21 protein-coding genes are annotated in these 19,272 nt (G+C 38.9%); all 21 read right to left on the bottom strand.

The annotated features are described in order from the left end of the window. Positions 1–43: 43 nt before the first annotated feature. On the bottom strand, positions 44–1,150 hold the full coding sequence (gene hisC / locus ACE1TI_RS06105) for a histidinol-phosphate transaminase (protein WP_375006701.1): 1,107 nt from the start codon (positions 1,148–1,150) through the stop codon (positions 44–46). Positions 1,151–1,194: 44 nt separating this feature from the next. Continuing rightward, positions 1,195–2,004, bottom strand: a complete 810-nt coding sequence (gene trpA / locus ACE1TI_RS06110) for a tryptophan synthase subunit alpha (protein WP_375006702.1) — start codon at positions 2,002–2,004, stop codon at positions 1,195–1,197. Next, positions 2,001–3,200, bottom strand: a complete 1,200-nt coding sequence (gene trpB / locus ACE1TI_RS06115) for a tryptophan synthase subunit beta (RefSeq protein ID WP_375006703.1) — start codon at positions 3,198–3,200, stop codon at positions 2,001–2,003. The genes trpA and trpB overlap by 4 nt, the downstream gene beginning before the upstream one ends. Beyond that, positions 3,193–3,837, bottom strand: coding sequence for a phosphoribosylanthranilate isomerase (locus tag ACE1TI_RS06120; protein ID WP_375006704.1), 645 nt, complete (start codon positions 3,835–3,837; stop codon positions 3,193–3,195). The genes trpB and ACE1TI_RS06120 overlap by 8 nt, the downstream gene beginning before the upstream one ends. Further along, positions 3,818–4,591 carry an indole-3-glycerol phosphate synthase TrpC gene (trpC, locus tag ACE1TI_RS06125; RefSeq protein WP_375006705.1) on the bottom strand — a complete coding sequence of 258 codons (774 nt, stop codon included), beginning with the start codon at positions 4,589–4,591 and terminating at the stop codon, positions 3,818–3,820. The genes ACE1TI_RS06120 and trpC overlap by 20 nt, the downstream gene beginning before the upstream one ends. Beyond that, positions 4,584–5,609, bottom strand: a complete 1,026-nt coding sequence (gene trpD / locus ACE1TI_RS06130) for an anthranilate phosphoribosyltransferase (RefSeq protein ID WP_375006706.1) — start codon at positions 5,607–5,609, stop codon at positions 4,584–4,586. Before trpD ends, trpC begins: the two co-directional genes overlap by 8 nt. Next, entirely contained in the window at positions 5,578–7,116 is a 1,539-nt protein-coding gene (gene trpE, locus ACE1TI_RS06135) for an anthranilate synthase component I (protein WP_375006707.1), read from the bottom strand. The genes trpD and trpE overlap by 32 nt, the downstream gene beginning before the upstream one ends. Positions 7,117–7,405: 289 nt before the next feature. Next, a complete protein-coding gene (aroH, locus tag ACE1TI_RS06140; RefSeq protein WP_375006708.1) occupies positions 7,406–7,780 on the bottom strand; it encodes a chorismate mutase in 375 nt (124 codons plus the stop codon). Continuing rightward, positions 7,773–8,870: a 3-dehydroquinate synthase gene (gene aroB, locus ACE1TI_RS06145; protein ID WP_375006709.1), complete on the bottom strand. Its 1,098-nt coding sequence runs from the start codon at positions 8,868–8,870 to the stop codon at positions 7,773–7,775. Before aroB ends, aroH begins: the two co-directional genes overlap by 8 nt. Further along, entirely contained in the window at positions 8,870–10,042 is a 1,173-nt protein-coding gene (gene aroC / locus ACE1TI_RS06150; protein WP_375006710.1) for a chorismate synthase, read from the bottom strand. The genes aroB and aroC overlap by 1 nt, the downstream gene beginning before the upstream one ends. A 148-nt stretch (positions 10,043–10,190) precedes the next feature. Beyond that, positions 10,191–11,009 carry a CheR family methyltransferase gene (locus ACE1TI_RS06155; RefSeq protein WP_375006711.1) on the bottom strand — a complete coding sequence of 273 codons (819 nt, stop codon included), beginning with the start codon at positions 11,007–11,009 and terminating at the stop codon, positions 10,191–10,193. Positions 11,010–11,145: 136 nt separating this feature from the next. After that, a complete protein-coding gene (ndk, locus tag ACE1TI_RS06160) occupies positions 11,146–11,589 on the bottom strand; it encodes a nucleoside-diphosphate kinase (protein ID WP_375006712.1) in 444 nt (147 codons plus the stop codon). Positions 11,590–11,713: 124 nt separating this feature from the next. After that, the gene (gene hepT / locus ACE1TI_RS06165; RefSeq protein ID WP_375006713.1) at positions 11,714–12,685 is read right to left on the bottom strand and encodes a heptaprenyl diphosphate synthase component II; all 972 of its coding nucleotides are present in this window, start codon (positions 12,683–12,685) and stop codon (positions 11,714–11,716) included. Between the two features lie 11 nt (positions 12,686–12,696). Then, positions 12,697–13,560: a menaquinone biosynthesis protein gene (locus ACE1TI_RS06170; RefSeq protein WP_375006714.1), complete on the bottom strand. Its 864-nt coding sequence runs from the start codon at positions 13,558–13,560 to the stop codon at positions 12,697–12,699. Positions 13,561–13,562: 2 nt separating this feature from the next. Continuing rightward, positions 13,563–14,165 carry a UbiX family flavin prenyltransferase gene (locus ACE1TI_RS06175; RefSeq protein WP_375006715.1) on the bottom strand — a complete coding sequence of 201 codons (603 nt, stop codon included), beginning with the start codon at positions 14,163–14,165 and terminating at the stop codon, positions 13,563–13,565. After that, the gene (locus tag ACE1TI_RS06180; RefSeq protein WP_375006716.1) at positions 14,162–15,022 is read right to left on the bottom strand and encodes a UbiA-like polyprenyltransferase; all 861 of its coding nucleotides are present in this window, start codon (positions 15,020–15,022) and stop codon (positions 14,162–14,164) included. Before ACE1TI_RS06180 ends, ACE1TI_RS06175 begins: the two co-directional genes overlap by 4 nt. Next, the gene (locus ACE1TI_RS06185) at positions 15,019–15,753 is read right to left on the bottom strand and encodes a demethylmenaquinone methyltransferase (protein WP_375006717.1); all 735 of its coding nucleotides are present in this window, start codon (positions 15,751–15,753) and stop codon (positions 15,019–15,021) included. Before ACE1TI_RS06185 ends, ACE1TI_RS06180 begins: the two co-directional genes overlap by 4 nt. 16 nt (positions 15,754–15,769) lie before the next feature. Continuing rightward, positions 15,770–16,582 carry a heptaprenyl diphosphate synthase component 1 gene (locus tag ACE1TI_RS06190; RefSeq protein WP_375006718.1) on the bottom strand — a complete coding sequence of 271 codons (813 nt, stop codon included), beginning with the start codon at positions 16,580–16,582 and terminating at the stop codon, positions 15,770–15,772. A gap of 174 nt (positions 16,583–16,756) precedes the next feature. After that, entirely contained in the window at positions 16,757–16,975 is a 219-nt protein-coding gene (gene mtrB, locus ACE1TI_RS06195; RefSeq protein ID WP_375006719.1) for a trp RNA-binding attenuation protein MtrB, read from the bottom strand. A gap of 24 nt (positions 16,976–16,999) precedes the next feature. Then, a complete protein-coding gene (folE, locus tag ACE1TI_RS06200) occupies positions 17,000–17,569 on the bottom strand; it encodes a GTP cyclohydrolase I FolE (RefSeq protein WP_375006720.1) in 570 nt (189 codons plus the stop codon). A gap of 171 nt (positions 17,570–17,740) precedes the next feature. Continuing rightward, positions 17,741–19,222 (bottom strand): stage IV sporulation protein A, encoded by a 1,482-nt coding sequence (spoIVA, locus tag ACE1TI_RS06205; RefSeq protein ID WP_375006721.1) that lies wholly within the window; start codon positions 19,220–19,222, stop codon positions 17,741–17,743. Between the last annotated feature and the right edge of the window lie 50 nt (positions 19,223–19,272).

Consider the following 19,272-nt stretch of genomic DNA (forward strand, 5'->3'; position numbering starts at 1 on the left):
GACGCTTCTACTTACCATACTAGAAACAGGCTGCTGCTTTTAATCATCCTTTAACAGAATGTTTAAATTCGTTTAAACATTCATCAAATGCCTGCAAGAAAAGCTTGTTTTGTTCACTTGTACCTGCCGTAACCCTTATCCAATCTGAGAAACCGAGGGCTTCTCCTGAACGGACAATAATCCCTTTCTTTAATAGGGAGGTAAACATTTTATCTCCTGGAACCCCTGTATGAATTAACATAAAATTCGTTTGTGATGGTAAATAAGAAAGCTGCCTATCATCACAAAAAGCTTCGAATTGATCCAGTGCTTCCCTGTTTTTAATACGGCAGTCTTCAATATAAGCTTTATCATCCAGTGCTGCGATAGCTGCATGCTGGGCTATAGTCGTTGTATTAAATGGCGGTCGAACAGGGTCCAGAATGCTGATTAATTCTTCTGAAGCTACTCCATAACCTATGCGCATAGAAGCTAAACCGTATGCCTTGGAAAATGTACGAAGCACCATTAAATTAGAAAACTCACTTAAATAGGAAAGCGTATTTGGATAATCATCAGCCGTTACATATTCAATATAAGCTTCATCTGATACTACAAGGACATGATCAGGAACTTGCTTTAAAAACTTTTCAAACGCCTCTTTACCAACATAAGTGCCTGAAGGATTGTTTGGATTGCATACCCATACAATTCTTGTCTTGTCATCAATTTGATCAAGCATACGTGGCAGATCATGAACACCGTCCTTTAATGGTACTTCTCTAATCTCAGCTCCTTCAATGACGGCATTGTGTTTATATTGAGAGAAAGTCGGTGCAGCCATAACAGTATTGGTTTCCGATGTTAAAAAAGCACGGCAGAGCATTAGAATGACTTCATCAGAGCCAGCACCAAATATTAACTGACTCTTTTTTATGTTAAAATCCTGGGCAACTGCTTCACGAATGCTTGCAGCATAACCGTCAGGATATATTTCAGGATGCAATGCTGCTTGTTTAACCGCTTCATGTACTTTCGGAGAGGCACCGTAAGGATTTTCATTTGAGGCTAATTTATGGACTTCTTTTAAACCGAGTTCTTTTTTCACTTCTTCCATTGGTTTCCCCGGTTTATATGGTTCCATCCCCAATAATTGAGATTTGACTTTCATGCTTTAGCACCTCACATCAATAAATTCTTTTCTCTTTTTCTATGTTACGATGAAATGAGAGAAGAAACAAATGTTTTTATGTTTTGGAGAGCAATTTGTTTATTCTTTTCCTCATGTGACAAATCACTTAAATATTCTTCCACTTTTTTCATTATAGCGCTTCCGACAATAACCCCATTACATACGCCATTCAGGCTTTCGACATGCTCGGGTTTTGAAATACCAAAACCAACTGCTACTGGGACAGTACTGGCAGAGTTCACGTTCTTAATAAACGTATAAGCTTCCTCTGAAAATGACTCCCTGGTTCCAGTTACACCCAGGCTGGATACACAATATAAGAAGCCTTCTGCTTTTTTTGCTATTTTTTCTATTCGTGTTGTCGAGGTTGGAGCTACAAGGGAAATATTAGCAAGACCCTTTTCTTTAGCATTATTACTAAGTTCCTGGCTTTCTTCATATGGAAGGTCTGGAATTAAAACACCGTCTGCTTCATTTTCTTTCACCCTATTAAGAAAAGTCTTTTCTCCCATTTGGAGAACGGGATTAAAATACGTAAATATGATAACTGGAATAGTTACACCTTTTTTTCTCATTTCCGGTACAAGACGGATTGCCCGGTCAAGGCTCATTCCTTGCTCAAGTGCCCTTTTTGCCGAACGCTGTAATACCGGTCCATCTGCTAGTGGATCTGAATAAGGAATTCCAAGCTCTAAAATATGAGCCCCTGCTTCTTGCAAGGTTAAAGCAAGGTCTATTGTTGCAGCTGAATCCGGATCTCCTGCCATAATAAATGGAATAAACAATGGGTATTCTGCTTGTTTTGCCGCCTCACTAACACTCATTCTAGTCATGCTTCAGACTCCTTTTCCATTGCCTCTTTTATGGAATTTACATCCTTGTCTCCTCTTCCAGATAGACAAATTACCATGATTTGATCTTTCCCCATCTTTTTTGCTTTTTCAAATGCCAGATGCAGAGCATGAGCAGATTCAATTGCAGGGAGAATGCCTTCCGTTCGTGTTAATACAGAAAGTGCGTTAAGAGCCTCCTTATCCGTCACTCCTTCATAAGACACACGCCCGCTTTCTGCAAGATGTGCATGCTCGGGCCCGATCCCCGGATAGTCCAGGCCTGCTGAAATAGAGTAAGGTTCAATAATCTGACCGTTTTCATCCTGAATGAGATACGTAAGAGAACCATGTATTACTCCTTTGGTTCCTTTAGTAATAGTAGCAGCATGCCTATCAGATGAAAGACCTTTTCCCGCTGCTTCAGCCCCAAATAATTTCACTTCGTCTTCTAAAAAAGCGGAAAACATTCCAATTGCATTGCTTCCTCCCCCTACACAAGCAGCTGCCGCATCAGGAAAAGTTCCTTCTTTTTCTTGCAGCTGTGCTTTTGTTTCATCCCCTATGATCCTCTGAAAATCTCTAACCATTTTTGGATATGGATGAGGACCTACAACAGACCCGATAAGGTAAAAGGTATCTTCTACATTAGCCACCCAATAACGTATGGCTTCATTTGTAGCATCTTTTAATGTTCTGCTTCCTGACACCGCCGGTACAACTTCAGCTCCAAGCAGCTCCATTCTAAACACATTAAGTTCCTGACGCCTCATGTCTTCTTCTCCCATAAATACCTTGCATTCAAGGCCGAGACGGGCACAAACAGTAGCCGTTGCAACGCCATGCTGGCCGGCACCTGTTTCAGCAACAATTTTTCTTTTCCCCATTCGTTTGGCAAGCAGAGCTTGTCCCACAGCATTGTTTAATTTATGTGCACCCGTATGGAGCAGATCTTCTCTTTTTAAGTAAATTTTAGCCCCACCCAATTTATGCGTAAGTCTTTCCGCATACGTTAACGGGGTCGGACGGCCAGCATATTCTATCAGAGTATTTTTATACTCTTCCACAAATGAAGTATCTTCCCATGCCTCTGTCAGTGATGATTCTAATTCTTCGAGTGCATACATTAATGTTTCAGGTACAAATTGTCCGCCGAAACCGCCAAAACGCCCATTTATATCTGGATAGACACTACTCATTTTTCTCCAACCTCTTTTCCAAACAAATCAATTTATTTTCATCTTTTAAGCCTTCTGTTTCCAAACCGCTTGATAGATCAATTCCCCATGGCTTAAAAGGCATTAATGCCTCCACGTTGTCAGGGGTAATGCCGCCTGCAATTAAAACTGGAAGGCTGTAGTTTTTACCGAATTCAACATATTCAGGTACATGTGACCAGTCAAAACTTTGTCCTGTACCGCCCCATGCCCCTTTTACTTTGGCATCAATCACAAAACCATCGACGCTAGATAAATATTCGTTCATTTGAAAAATCGTGTCTTCATCATGGGGAAGGGCCTTCCACACTTCAAGATTAAATGTTTTTTTTACCTCTGCTGCTTTTTCAGGAGATTCTGCTCCATGCAGCTGAATAACATCAGGTGAAAGAACTTCTACCGCTTCTCGTATTTCTTTTAACGGGGCATTAACAAAGAGAGCTGCCACCTTCTTTTCAGGCAATTTATGCCTTTCAAGCCAGGAAGCAGCCTCGTGAGGCGTTACTTTTCTTTTACTTTCCGCCATTACAAAGCCTACATAATCTGCACGGGAAAGAGACGCAACTTTAACATCGTGTTCTGAATGCAAGCCGCAAAGCTTAAGATAAGGACTGATCATGAAACTTTTCTCCTTTTAACTGACGTAAAGCAAGCTCTACGTTTGTCTGCCTCATTAATGACTCGCCCACTAATACAGCATCTGCCCCATAGTTTTGAACAAACTGTAGGTCTTCATGTGTATATATGCCGCTTTCGCTTACAAACACACTATCAGCAGGTATACATTTACTCAATTCCTCAGTTACCGTTAAAGTTGTATTAAACGTCTTCAAGTCACGATTGTTAACGCCAATTATAGCAGGTTTAAAGATTTTCATCACGCTTTCTAGTTCTTCTTTAGAATGAAATTCAACGAGTACTTCAAGACCTTTTTCATCAGCTTCCAAGTATAACTCATGTAAATGCTGCGGCTCTAAAGCTGCTGCTATTAAAAGAACAGCATCTGCACCAATTCGTTCACTTTCTTCTAATTGCAAGCGGTCAATAATAAAATCTTTTCGCAGGACAGGAATAGATACTTTATTCTTAACCGCTGTTAAATATGCGCGCTTTCCTTGAAAATAAGGCTCATCAGTCAACACAGAAAGAGCTGCCGCTCCTCCTCTTTGGTAACTTTCGGCAATGGATTCAGGATGAAAATCAGATCTGATTAACCCTTTTGACGGGGAAGCTTTTTTCACCTCTGCAATCACCTGTACGTTATTGTTTTGAATAAGCGCTTTTTTAAGAGAATACCTAGAAACATCCACACGTTGAGGCAGCTGTAAACTCTGTACCTCTTCTTTTTTGGTTTCGATAATTTTATTAAGCATGCTGTTCTTCCACCTTTTCTTTTCGTAAACGCTGCAGCTGCTTTAGAACCTTACCGTTTTCTAATGCAGCTTTTGCCTCTTCTGCTCCTTCTTCTACTGAAGCAGTATTATTAGAAACATACAGGCCTGCTGCAATATTTAAAATCAATATATCTTTAGCTGCTCCACTTACATTACCTTGAAAAATGTCTTCTATAAGGTCCGCACTTTCTTTCGAATTATTGACTTGCACAGGGGCGATTGGTGCCCTTTTTAATCCAAATTGCTCTGGGGTAATGGTGTATTGTTTAACTTCATTATTTATTAATTCAGTTACATACGTTTTTCCTGTAATGGTTATTTCATCAAGTCCGTCTTCACCGGTCACAAACATAGCTCGTTCAGCTCCCATTCGCTGAAGGGTTTGAGCCATTTTCAATCCGTATTCTTTGTTAAACACCCCAATCACTTGAGCTCTGGCATTTGCAGGATTTGTAAGAGGACCTAACAAGTTAAAAATAGTACGGAAGCCTATTTCTTTTCTGGGAGTAACAGCATGTTTCATAGCTACATGGTATAACGGAGCAAACAAAAATGCCATGTCTTGATGTTCAAGAGAAGAAGCTGCTTCTTCTGGGGAAGTTTGAACCGCCAGCCCTAATTCTTCCAACACATCAGCACTTCCGCTTTTTGAGGAAACAGAACGGTTGCCGTGTTTTGCAACTTTTACCCCAAGAGAAGATAATGCTATTGCTGAAGCAGTAGAAATATTATACGTTGAACTTTTATCTCCGCCCGTTCCGCACGTGTCAATTACAGCATCTTCCTTATGAGGAATCTTTATTACATGATTTTTCATCGACCTTGCAAACCCCGTCATCTCATCGACTGTTTCTCCTCTAAAGCGCAGCACAGTTAACAAGCTTGCAATTTGACTCTCTGTGGCTCTTCCTTCCATAATCTCATCCATGGCAGCCTTCGCTTCTTCTTCCGCTAATGTCTTTCCTTCAATACATGCGTTCAATATGTTTTTCAGCATGTTGTCTCTCCTCCCTTTTTTGACCAAACATTTTTTCTGCGGATTCCACTGCTTTTAATAGAGCCGCTGCTTTATTTTGTGTTTCCTCATATTCTTTTTCTGGTATAGAATCTGCTACAATCCCTGCCCCAGCTTGTATTCTTGCTTTATTGTTTTTAACTATCATCGTTCTTATTGCAATACAAGAATCGATGTTGCCGTCAAACCCTAAATAACAGACGGCACCTGCGTATATACCTCGACGTTCAGGTTCTAATTCCTTTAAAATCTGCATAGCTCGAAATTTAGGAGCGCCTGATACTGTGCCGGCTGGGAATGAGGATTGAAGCGCTTCAATCGACTTTGTATCGGCTGCAAGTCTTCCCGTTACTTTTGAAATGATATGCATTACGTGAGAGAATTTACCAATCTCAAGGAGAACAGGGGTGTCGACAGACCCGTATTCTGCAACTCTTCCAACATCATTTCTTGCCAGGTCGACCAGCATGTAATGTTCTGCTTTTTCTTTTTCATCTTCTAAAAGATCATGTTCAAGTTCATTGTCCTCTTTCTTGGTACGACCGCGCTTTCTCGTCCCGGCAATCGGATGAATTTCTACGTGGCTATCCTGTACCTGGATTAACCTTTCCGGTGAGCTTCCCACTACTTCCTGACCGTCAAGTTTTAAATAAAATAAATACGGCGACGGGTTTATCATTCGAAGAGCCCGGTATATATCAAAAGCGGAAATTGTAATCTCTTTTTCAAACCGCTGTGAAAGAACGGCTTGAAAAATATCGCCGGCTTTTATATATTCTTTAATTTTTTCAACGTCGTTTAGAAATTTTTCCTTTGGATAATTGGAAACAACTTCTTTAAAATTTACACTTGCTGCTTTTGTGATTGGTGATAAAAATGCTTCATCTTTTGAACCGGAAGCGAGCTGTTCCATTAATGCAGATACAACTGATTTGGAATGATTATAACGATCGGAAATATCAGCTTGGCTTTCTGCATCGTAATGGATAAACGTCAGCTCTTTTGTATCATGATCCAATACAATTAGAGTTTGGCAAAAGAGTAATACAACTTCATCCTCGCAAACAGGATCCTCGGTTGAATGCAAATCAGGCTCAAAGTTTTCCACCGTGTCATATGGAATAACACCAACAGCGCCTCCTTTAAAAGGAACTTCCACATCAGGAGAACCTGGCTTTAGCCATTTAATAGACTCTTCAAACAATACAGCAAGGTCATTATTTTCTAAAAGGATTTGTTCTTGTTTATCGACAAAAAGATATTTATCGCAGCGGCTTAAAATTTTATATTGCGGGGCCAATCCAATGAATGAATATCTTGCCCATGGAGACGCTTCATCTTTACTCTCCAACAGAAATACCGCATCTTCTTCAAGCTTTCGGAAGACTTCAATTGGGGTCAAAGTATCAGAAAAAAAACGTCTGACATATGGAACCAATTTGTTATTTATCGATTGATTTTTAAATGTGTGAAAAGAAGTTTCGGACATGGGCTCACCTCTGTTTTATGACAAGAAGAGAGCATGAAGGAAGGAGAGATAAAGAAAGGGTTGATATAGATTACCTGGAAAGGACGAAAGACAATGAAGTACTTTTACTCTCTGTCAAAATCCGCCCCCTAAATATATAAAGCCTGAAACAAGCAGTTTCAGGCGGTTGACTACAATTACTCCGCTCTTCTCATCTCTGCTCTTCTCTTCTATCTGCACTCTGCTCGACTATTAATATATTATTTTTTACTCATCTTATCTTATCTTATCTAATTCCATACTACACACTTTACTTCTTTTTTGTCAACTCCAGGTCAGGACGGAGCTCTTTTGCGTTTCGCAAGTAAATGTGCTGTACGTCTTCTTGCTTTGTATTTATTTCTGCCGACAGCATAATTCTAATACATAATGGCAAACTGCCTGGAACAGGAATCTCTTGTGCACACATTACTGGTACGAACTCCCATCCTTCTAATAAACGTATGGCTTTTGCCGGAAATGCTGCATTAATGTCAGAAGTTACTGTAAACCATATCTGCGAAACGTTTTCCGGTACCAATTTATTTGCCGCGATCATTTCCTCCAGTAGTTTTTTTGTGCTGGTCACTATATCATCTTGTTGATTTTTGTCGATTGTTATTGCTCCGCGTACCCCTCTAATCATACACCGTATTCCCCCTTTGTTCCTTTGCCAGCAGATCAAACAGCAGCTTTTCGTCTATTGTATTTAAAAGGGGCCTGCCGGGTTCTTTTACTAATACGAATTTTATTTTACCGGCACTTGCTTTTTTATCTTTTTTCATTGCATCTATTAATAATTGTGCCGAATAATGAGATGGTGCCTCTATTGGATACCCAAGCGATTTAAACCAATCTCTTTCTTGGTTGATATCCCATGAGGAAATCCATATTTCATTACTTAAACGCATTGCAAATAACATTCCCGCTGCTACTGCTTCTCCATGTGTTATCTGGCCATATCCAGAACTCTTCTCTATGGAATGTCCTAAAGTATGTCCAAAATTCAAAAACGCTCGTATTCCTGATTCTTTTTCATCTTCTTTTACTATGTCTGCTTTAATAGCTATTGACCTTTTTAAAAATTGGCGTATAGTGTCTTTTTTTATATCTTCTGTCGTACGAACATTTTTTTTTAACCACATTAAGAATTCTGGATCCTGAATATAGGCATGTTTAATCATTTCAGCAAAGCCTGATCGCCATTCTTTATCAGGCAGGGTTGATAAGGTATCCGTATCATAAAGCACAGCTGAAGGCTGGTGAAAGGCACCTATTAAGTTTTTTCCTAAGGAATGATTGATACCAGTTTTTCCTCCGACACTGCTGTCATGGGCAAGAAGAGTTGTAGGAACTTGCACAAATGGAATACCTCTCATATAAGTCGCTGCAGTAAAGCCGGCTAAATCTCCAATAACTCCTCCGCCAAGGGCAAATATAACGGATTGGCGATCAAGTCCTTCTTCTATGCAAACACTCAAAAGTTTCTCGTAACTGGACATCGATTTAGAAGCTTCTCCATCCGGAACCGCAGTAATACTGACTGGAAGGACCCGTCCAAGGATATTTTTCAATTTCGTTCCATATAGCTCTCCTACATTTGTATCCGTTATAATCAGCGCCCTGCTCTTATCCTCTAACAGTGTATGAAGAAGCTCTGGTGCCTTGTTCAGAACGCCTTTTCCAATATATACGGGGTAAGAAGTGTCAGCAGTCTTAACAGTCAATTGTTCCATTAAAAATCCCTCGACCACTCATAATGTTCTTGCAAATTTCTCTTTATAGCATCCACCCGGTCAGAACCAAACATATCAAGCAAAGCACTAGCTACTTCAAATGCAATAACATTTTCCATAACTACCGAAGCAGCCGGTACGGCACAGCTGTCAGAACGTTCAATACTTGCCTTAAAAGCTTCCTTCGAATCAATATCAACGCTTTCTAATGGCTTATATAAAGTAGGAATAGGCTTCATAACTCCTTGAATGATAATTGGCATTCCGGTTGTCATTCCGCCTTCAAATCCGCCTAAATTATTAGTTTTTCGCTGATATCCATTTTCTTTATCCCAAGTAATTTCATCGTGCACTTTGCTCCCCGGCCGCCTGGCTGCTTCAAAGCCAATGCCGACTTCTACTCCTTTAAAGGCGTTAATACTCATAACGGAACCTGCGATTTTTGCATCCAGTTTACGGTCATAATGAACATGACTCCCAAGACCAACAGGCACACCGCTGATTACTGTCTGTACTACACCGCCTATTGAATCCCCTTCTTTTTTAGCATCATCAATCGCTTGTATCATTTTGCTTTCTGCGTCCTTGTCCAAGCAGCGAACAGGGGACGCTTCGGTTCTTTCTTTTAAATCATTAATACTTTCATAGTTCGTGTTTTCTGCTTTAATGCCGCCTATTTCAAGAACCTGCCCGCCAACTTCTATTCCGAACGTTTTTAAAACTTTTTTAGCGACAGCTCCTGCACATACACGTGCGGTTGTTTCACGGGCAGAAGAGCGTTCTAATACATTCCGCATATCCCTATGCCCGTATTTTAATGCTCCGTTTAAGTCCGCATGACCCGGGCGGGGCCGAGTAATTTTCCGCTTCACTTCCTCTTCTTCTTCAGGTGTTAACGGTTCTGAACCCATTATTTTTCGCCAATGTTTAAAATCATCATTTTCTACAACAAGCGTAACAGGGGCACCGGTAGTTCTGCCGTGCCTTACTCCACTGACGATTTGAACTTTATCTTTTTCTATTTGCATACGGCGGCCGCGCCCGTATCCTCCCTGTCTGCGGGCAAGTTCCGTATTAATATCCTCCTGAAGCAGCTCCATATTAGCTGGAAGGCCTTCTATGATAGTGGTCTGCTGCGGACCATGTGATTCACCTGCGGTTAAATATCTCATCTATTTCCACTCCTCTTTACATACTGCCGTAATCTCTCTTTAGTGCTTTTATGCATTAAATGATAACATATTTATTTTTTTATGTGTGTGTCGATTAAAATTTTTTTAGAATTTACGAAAAAGACCAATAAAAATAAATAATATGACGTTATTCTATATCTTTTATTTTTTTGTAAAAAAAAGTATCTTCTGTTTCAAAACCATATCGGATTGGATTAAATATTTGTTCAGTGCTCCCCACAAACAATACACCGCCCATTTTTAATGCTTTATTAAACCTTCTGTAGATCGAATGCTTTGCTTCTTCCGTAAAATATATTAATACATTGCGGCATACGATGAGGTCATGTTCCGGTTCATACACATCTCTTAATAAATTATGCTTTTTAAAAGTGATACATTTTTTCAAGGAGTCTCTCACACGATATCCAGCCGTTTCCTTAACAAAATGCTTTTGTATTTCTTCTTTTGGTAATTTTTTTAAAGCCCTTTCAGTAAAAAGACCTTTTGCCGCGCGTAACAGAATAGCTTCATCTATATCTGTTGCCAATATTGAATGAGATTTACAGCCTCTATACTGATCAAGAATAATAGAAAGCGTGTATGGCTCTTCCCCGGTAGAACATGCTGCAGACCAAATTTTCAGCTCTGAATTATCTTTAAGAAGCCTTGGAAAAATTTTTTTTGTTAAAACCTCCCACCGCTTTTGGTTTCTAAAAAATTCTGAAACATTTATCGTCATTTTTTCTAAAAACTCAGTTAGTATTGCTTCATCCTTATCAAGTCCCCTGTCATAGAATTCCTGAAAACTTGAGAAGTTTTTTTTCTCGAAAAAAGAACGCAGGCGTCGTTTCATCTGGGCTTCTTTGTACATCGACAAATCGATGCTTGTTTTCTTTTTTACCTTATGTACAAACTGTAAATAATCATCTGAATTATCATAGTGGTTTTTTGACTGGATTTTCATGTGTTCATTTCCTCTCTCTTTATAACTTGTTTTATTATACCATTCCCTCCTATTACGGACAGTATTGAAAACATAAGCATTCTATTTAATTAAAAACGCCTTTTGCGGTAGCAGCAAAAGACGTAATAAAAAATGATTAAACCCACTCAGAAATAGTTTTGTTGTATTGAATTAAATCATCTTCGTTAAAAAATAAGCCAATTTCTCTTTCAGCACTTTCCGGAGAATCTGAACCGTGAATCACATTCATGCTTACCTGCACTCCAAAATCACCGCGAATCGTGCCTGGATCTGCATCAGCAGGGTTTGTCGCTCCCATCATTTTTCGTGCTGTGGTAATAACACCTTCCCCTTCCCATACCATTGCAAAAACAGGGCCGGACGTAATAAAAGAGACTAACTCCCCAAAAAATGGCTTGTCTTTATGTTCTCCATAATGTTCTTCAGCAAGCTCTTTTGGTATTGTCATTAATTTTCCAGCAGCCAAATTAAATCCTTTTTTCTCAAATCGATTAACGATTTCTCCTATAAGGTTTCGCTGTACACCATCCGGCTTTACCATAATAAATGTTTTTTCCATTCCTACCCCTCTTTCTTCCTATGTATTCCAGTTAAACCTATATGATTATAACAAACTATGAAAGCGTTCGCAACGGCATAAAAAGAAACCTCCTCTGTAAAGAAGAGGAGAAAAGCTGGATATATTAATGATTTCTTCCGCCTATGTATTTTGCAATATCGCTTAGAGATTTTTTTGCAGATATGTCAGACAGGCCTTCCAGAGCCAGGAAAGCTTTTTGTAAATATTTTTTACTTAATTCTTTGGAATACTCAATACCTCCGGAAGCCTTTACCATTTCTAAGAAAGGGCTGATGTCTGTATCGAAATAGTCTTTTTTCCGGCAAAAAGCAGAAATGTCTGACCGAATCTGTGAGTCGCTGCACATTGCATATAATGCTGGCAGCGTTATATTGCCCTGAAGAAGGTCACTGCCTGCAGGTTTCCCCAGCTCTTTTTCTGTTCCTGTAAAATCTAATATATCATCAATGATTTGATACGACATCCCTACATTATAACCGTAATGAAATAATCTTGACTGGTCTTTCGGGGACGCACCAGCACTAACAGCCCCTAATTGACAACTCACAGCAATTAATAGCGCCGTTTTTCGTTTTATTCTTCTTAAATATATTTTTAACGTCTGATCCCAATTATATTGATCTCTGATTTGCTCAATTTCTCCAAGGCACATTTCAAACATAGCACGTGAAATAATGCGGTGAATGTCTTCATTTTTAAAATAAGCAGCTTTTTCAATGGCTTTTGCAAAAATATAATCACCAGTGTACATAGCAACACGATTATCCCATTGTGCTTTAATCGTTTTCTTTCCTCGCCTAAGTTCCGCATCATCAATGACGTCATCGTGAACAAGAGAGGCCATGTGAATGAGCTCCAAAGCTACTGCTATATGTTTTAACCTTTCAATATCGTAGCTGCCAAATTTAGCGCTCAGTAATACAAACACAGGGCGTATCCGCTTCCCACCTGCTTGAAGCAAATGAAGAGAAGCATCCCTTAAGACAGGATGCTCCGCTTCCACGGACCTTTCCAGCTCTTTTTCAATTTTATATATATCAGATTTAAGAAACAAATATAAGTCCGCCAACTTCATGATATTCACCTTCAAAATAAGTATTGCACCTCGTTTCCGGCAAGCCACATGTCAATATCTTGTACTGTTTTTTTAAAGTAGCCATGTTTATACATAAGTCTGTAATAATATAAAAGGCTCTCTTTTTCCTTCTCTTGAAACCCGTAATGCAGACTTTGAAAATAATTTATCCAAAATTCCTGGTTTCCCCCGTGTTTTTGCTGAATGGCTGCTGTCATTTCTTTAAGATGAGAAGTTAGAGCAATCTTTTTGCTGTATAAAAACTCTTTGTACAGTGTCTTCAAAACATCGCCTTTTTTCTTTACCGCTTCTTTTCTGACAGCAAAAACAGCGTAAGTCATAGGAAGACCAGTATGATCATGCCACAGCCCACCAAGGTCATAACAGTATAAACGGCCGTTATTTTTCCAAAAGGTTCTAATTGCATCATCACCAATTAATAAAAAAGCATCATAGTTTTTTTCCATTTCTTCTGGATCTGGAGCCATTGTTGTATATTTTATATTTTTCATATTATAAAATTCTGCTGCAATAACTTTCCACAAGTGTACCGAAGTAGCACTAGATGAGGTTAATGCGATTCTCATTCCTTCTAACTTTTCTAAAGGCTTATGTGAAAATAAAAAAATAGAACCAACATTTCCATAAGAGGATACGGACAAACCAGGCATAAGCGTGTATTGACCAGCAGCTTCTCCAAAAGCAAAAGAAGAAATTCCTCCAACATCAATTGTTCCTTGTTTCATTCCCTCATTTAAACCAGCGGGAACTTTTGGAATGAAAGTACAACCTTTAAATTTTAAATATTCTCGATTTATATAATAAAACATCGGTAAAATATTAGTATATGAAATTTCTCCAATGGTTAAGCTCATTTTTAGCTCCCCCACCTCGTAAATAGGGAATGATGGACGTTTAATGCATCCAATACCTTTCCTACTACAAAATTAATAAGATCATCTTTCGTTTCCGGAAGATGATAAAATCCCGGCATTGCAGGAATGATATGACTTCCATTTTTTTCAGCTTTAAGCATATTTTCCAGATGAATTCCATTAAGAGGGGTTTCCCTGGGAACAAGAATTAATTTGCGCTTTTCCTTCAAGACTACATCGGCAGCTCTTTCTAATAAGTTACCAGAATTACCGTTTGCAATTTTAGAAAGAGTACCCATAGAACAAGGAATGACTACCATGCCATCCGTCCGATATGACCCGCTTGCCACTGGTGCTTTAAAATCACGAAGCCCATGAATTTCTAATGAAGTTTCAACTGATTCAGGAAACAGTTCCTCTAAACAAGCTTGCCTGTCAGAGGTATCTAGCTTTAATTCTTCGCGAAATACCTGCCATCCTGCTTCACTGATTAATAGATGTACCCGATAATTATTTTTAAGCAGCTCCTGCGTAAGCCTTATTCCATAAATTGCCCCGCTTGCCCCAGTTATAGCTACTGTAAATATTTTTTCGTTCTGGTTCATAACATAATATCCCCTATCGTAAAGAGAAGCATAACGATGCTGATAACCCCATTCATCGGAAAAAAAGCAACCTTTACTTTAGATAGATCGTCTGGTTTTACAATAGAATGCTCGTAAGCCATAATAACTCCTGCTATTAAAACACCTGCCAAATATACAAAAGATAACGGTGATAAAAAATGAAGCGTCAATAAAGAAATAAAGCTAATAAGATGAAAAAACCGCGCCATATATAAAGCTTTTTTCACACCAAATTTTGCTGGAATAGAAAAGAGACCAACTTTTCTATCGTAATCTGCATCCTGGGTTGCATAAATGACATCGAAGCCTGCAATCCAAAATGCAACAGCTGAAAACAACAAAAACGCTTCACTTTGAAGGGTGCCTGTAGCACCAACCCATCCGCCAAGAGGCGCTATCGCAATGGTTACACCAAGAAAAATATGACAAAGCCAGGTAAATCGTTTTGTATAAGAATAAGCAGTTAGAAAAAAGACAGCTATAGGCAGCAAATATACAGATAGCATGTTCAACTGATAGGCAGATATAAATAATAAGACAAAGGAAGCAGTAATAAATAAAATACTCTGGTTTATAGTTATTAACCCCGCAGGGATAGCCCTCTCAGCTGTTCGGGGATTTTTTTTGTCAATTCTTGCATCAATTACTCTATTTAAGGTCATTGCCGCACTCCTTGCCCCAACCATAGCAAGCGTAATCCAGACCCACTCTGATATAGTCGGCCAGGTTCCTTCTACCATTAAACTGCCTAATACGGCCCCTAAAAATGCAAAAGGAAGGGCAAAAACTGTATGTTCAAATTTAATCATTTCTAATATTATTTTTAACTTTTTCATTTCACCTTTTCCTCGCTTTTAAGGAAAGTTCCTTTCCTAGCAAAATGTGCAGCAGCTGTTCCCATAGAATATGGGACAACGCTGACTTGCTGGAATCCTGATTCTGAAAACAAAAAAGCGAGTAAACTTTTATTTGGGAAATTCATCGTAGACTCTTGCAGCCAGGAGTATTCTTCATAACTTCCAGCCAAGTATTTTCCTAGAAGCGGCATTATCCGCTTAAAATAAAAAGAGTAGACTCCCTTTATTTTTTTCAGCTCGGGCTGGGAAGTTTCGAGACATACAGCTAATCCTCCCGGCTTTAAGACACGATACATTTCCTTTAAAACAGTTTGATAGTTGGGAACATTACGCAAACCGAATCCAATCGTAACAAAATCAAATGTATTGTCTTCAAACGGCAGATTCATAGCATTTCCTTCTATTAATTCCACATTATTAAGCTGTCTTTTTTTCAACTTTTGCTCTCCGACTTTAAGCATGCTCTTACTAAAATCCAGGCCCGTGACATGGCCGCTCTCCCCTGCCGCTTCCGCAAGATTTATAGCCCAGTCTGCTGTACCACAGCAAACATCAAGGGATTTAGCTCCTCGAAAAACCTTCATTCTTTTCATAGTATCTTTTCGCCATAATTTATGAAGCTGGAAACTTATAATAGAGTTCATCTTATCATATTTGTCATGAATGGTTTCAAAGACCTCATGTACTTTTTCTTCCTTCGATCTTTGCATCTTATCCCTTCTCCCGTTACTTTATCTCTGCTTCGTATTCCATTGTTATCCATTTTTTCAACCTATTATAAAGAGGAATACTTAGAATAGAAGGATAAGCTTCCAACTGTTTCTTTAACTTCTTCTGCAATTCATCAATCTTTTCATTCAGGAAAGCTTTTGTTTGGGCAGGCGGCCATTCTGTAACTATATCCGTTTCATATCCTTCTGTAAAAGTATGGATGGCTGTTGCGAATGCAGATAATAATTTTGATCTGGATTTTTGCTTTTCTTTTAATAACCTTTTCAATAAAAAGAAAGTTTCTGCAAGAGCGCCAAGCTCCTTTCTTTTATAAAAACAAGCTATGTCAGAAACAAATCCTCCTTCGACAATTTCTAATCGTTTCATTAATTCTTGTTCAGATTGATTTTCAGAAAAATGAAGGCTCATTTTTTCTTCATTAATTTTTTGAATGGAGCTGCTAAAAACAGGAAGTATATCATTATGGGCTTTTTTGACCAGCATATAATAGTAAAGGCTGCTGAAAAAATCCCCAGCTAAAACCGTCAGCTGTCTTGGTTTTTTTTCAATATTATCGGTTACTTCTGTATTCAAAACTTTTTCATGCGTAAGAAAAGCGGCCTGCACCAATAGAGCAGACAATATCTGCTCTCGTTTTTCTTCTAATGACAGTTTGGATTGATCCATTATTTCTAATAAAAACATTATAATGTCATACTCGATTTCCGCATCATCAATATGTTTTTTTAAATAAGGGTGGGTCGTCATCTTTAAAAACTGTTTTTCAATACTTTTGATTTCTGTAGCCTGCTGTTGTGATTCTATCATGTATGACGTCCCCCCCAATTGGTACCGTGGTAGCTATGTACTTAATTGAAATTCACCGATGTTATTATAGCATAGAAAAGAAAAGAGCCGAAACCTTTAATAGCGGCGTTTTAACTCAAGTCAAAAATATTACAGCTGTTATAAACCTAAAAGCGATCGGCATGCCGTTTGCAGCTAATCCTCTGTTTTTAATTCCCCATGGCTCGTCTGAATAACAGCTTTCCCTCTCACTTTTACAGCGGAGGTATGTTCGGTAAACTGAGCAATCATCACTTCACCTTTATCAAGTTTTTCCGAATGATGAAATCTTGTATCTGTCCCTCTTGTCAACCCAATAACGTTAACACCATCTTCTTCAGCTTTAATAACGAAGAAATCATCTTTATTGCTCACTATAATCACCCGCTTTATTAAATTTTAAGATCGATTTATTAACGCTAATACTTCTGCTCTTGAAGCATCATCTTTCTCAAAGGTTCCTCTTACTGCAGATGTAATCGTTTCCGCACCGGGCTTCTTGACACCTCTCATTGTCATACACATATGCTCTGCTTCCACAACGACAATAACACCATGAGGCTCTAAAGTATCCACAATAGTATTGGCAATTGTCGATGTAATTCTTTCCTGCAGCTGAGGTTTTTTAGCAACCGTCTCGACCGTACGAGCAAGTTTGCTTAACCCGGTTACTTTCCCTCCTTTAGGGATATACCCAACATGAGCTTTTCCATAAAAGGGAACAAGATGATGTTCGCACATGGAATAGAAGGGAATATCACGAACTAAAACCAATTCTTCATGGTCTTCGCCAAACACAGTTTGTAAATGCTCAGCAGGGTCTTCATGAATTCCTTGAAACACCTCTTCATACATTTTCGCAACACGCTTTGGTGTATCTATTAAGCCTTCTCTATCTGGATCTTCCCCCACGCCCTCTAATATTAAGCGGACAGCTTGTTTTATTTTATCATGATCAACGGTTGGCAATCTGTATTTCCTCCATTCGAAGTTTATCTAACCTTTGAAAAATTTTAGCATAAGGGTAGGTATAAAGCAAAAAAAAAGAGCAGTTTTATTATTTATAATATTATTATGTTAACTGTAATAAAATAAAAAAAGAAGCAGGCAATTCACACTGCCGCTTCCCTTCCATTTTTATTAAAGAATGATAGCGATTAATCCGCCTGACCCTTCATTTATTATTCTTTCTAAGGTTTCTTTTAATTTATACCTTGCATTTTCTGGCATGAGAGAAAGTTTCGCCTGTATTCCTTCGCGGACAATAGAATTTAATGACCTGCCAAATATATCAGAATTCCAGATGGAAAGAGGATTTTCTTCAAAATCCTGCATTAAATACCTAACTAGTTCTTCACTTTGTTTCTCCGTTCCAATAATGGGGGCAAATTCTGATTCAACATCTACTTTTATCATGTGAATGGAGGGCGCCACTGCTTTAAGTCTGACTCCAAAACGTGAACCTTGGCGTATGATTTCCGGTTCGTCTAAACTCATATCCGTAATTGCTGGAGCAGCGATCCCATATCCGGTCTGTTTAACCATTTTCAAAGCATCACTTACTTGATCATATTCGCTTTTTGCATAAGCAAAATCTTGCATAAGCTGAAGCAAGTGATCTTTTCCGCGTATTTCAACTCCTACCACTTCTTTTAATACCTGATCGTATAAATGATCAGGGGCAAACAGATCAATTTCAGCAATTCCCTGCCCCATTTCAATTCCAGCAAGACCTGCTTCTTCTATAAACTCAAAGTCATTTGCAAATTGATGTACGACTCTGTCCACATCCCGCAGTCTTTTAATATCCTTCACCGTGTTTCTTACAGACTGTTCATACTCCTGTCTCAACCAGTGGCTTTCCCTTAAAACCATTACCCAGCTTGGCAGATTAACATTTACTTCATGGACTGGAAACTCAAAAAGAACTTCTCTTAATACATTATGAATATCGTGTTCGGTCATGCTTTCAATACTTAATGCAAGAACTGGTATATCATGCTCTTCCGATAATTCTTGACGAAGAACTTCTGTTTCTGGATGATGAGGACGGACTGTGTTAACGATCATTATGAAAGGTTTTCCAACCTCTTTTAATTCTTCTACTACACGCTCTTCTGCTTCGACATAATCCATCCGTGGAATTTCACCGATAGTCCCATCTGAGGTAACGACTACTCCCAGTGTGGAATGCTCTTGAATAACTTTACGAGTACCAATTTCTGCAGCTTCTTGAAATGGGATAGGTTCTTCATACCATGGAGTATTAATCATTCGCGGTCCATTTTCATCTTCATACCCTTTAGCGCCTTCCACAGCATAGCCGACACAATCTACCAGCCTTACGTTAACTTCAAGCCCTTCATCCACTTCTAATGACACAGCGTTATTAGGAACAAATTTCGGTTCAGTGGTCATTATCGTTTTTCCTGCCGCGCTTTGAGGCAGTTCATCCTTTGTACGTGCCCTATCTGCTTCACTATCCATATTTGGAAGAACGACAAGCTCCATGAACTTTTTAATAAAAGTGGATTTACCGGTACGGACTGCTCCGACTACTCCTAGATAGATGTCTCCACCGGTCCGCTCCGCGATATCTTTGAAGATATCAACCTTTTCCACTAGATCCCCTCCTGTTCAATGTGAATTCCGATACCGGTCTTGCATGTATG

It is taken from the genome of Alteribacillus sp. JSM 102045, from assembly GCF_041949975.1.
GTDB lineage: Bacteria > Bacillota > Bacilli > Bacillales > Marinococcaceae > Alteribacillus.